This is a genomic window from Acidiphilium sp. JA12-A1 (assembly GCF_000724705.2).
Taxonomy (GTDB): domain Bacteria; phylum Pseudomonadota; class Alphaproteobacteria; order Acetobacterales; family Acetobacteraceae; genus Acidiphilium; species Acidiphilium multivorum.
The window spans coordinates 1-276 of record NZ_JFHO01000217.1 but is presented as its reverse complement, the minus strand read 5'-3'; the positions used below and the strand labels follow the sequence as shown (position 1 = coordinate 276).

Annotated in this window: 1 pseudogene; it reads left to right on the top strand. The window is 76.4% G+C overall.

Going from position 1 to position 276, the window contains the following annotated elements:
* Positions 1-276: pseudogene (locus RT91_RS19365) on the top strand (hypothetical protein); the annotation flags it as partial.

Genomic DNA, 276 nt, shown 5'->3' with positions numbered 1-276 from the left:
TCCTGATCGCGATCCGCCTCAACCGCCTCGTCGCCCGCTTCGCCGCTTCCGCGCAGGCGGCGGCAAAGCCGCGCCGCGGCGCGAAACCGCGCCCGGCGCGCGCGCATGTCCCCTCGCCACTGCCCCGCCGCTTCGCCTGGCTGCTGCGCGTCCTGCCCGGCACCGGCGCCGCCGCCTCGCAACTGCGCCACCTGCTCGACGATCCGGACATGACCGCCTTGATCGAATCGCGCCCGGCCACCGGCCGCGCCCTGCGCCCGCTCTGCCATCTGCTCG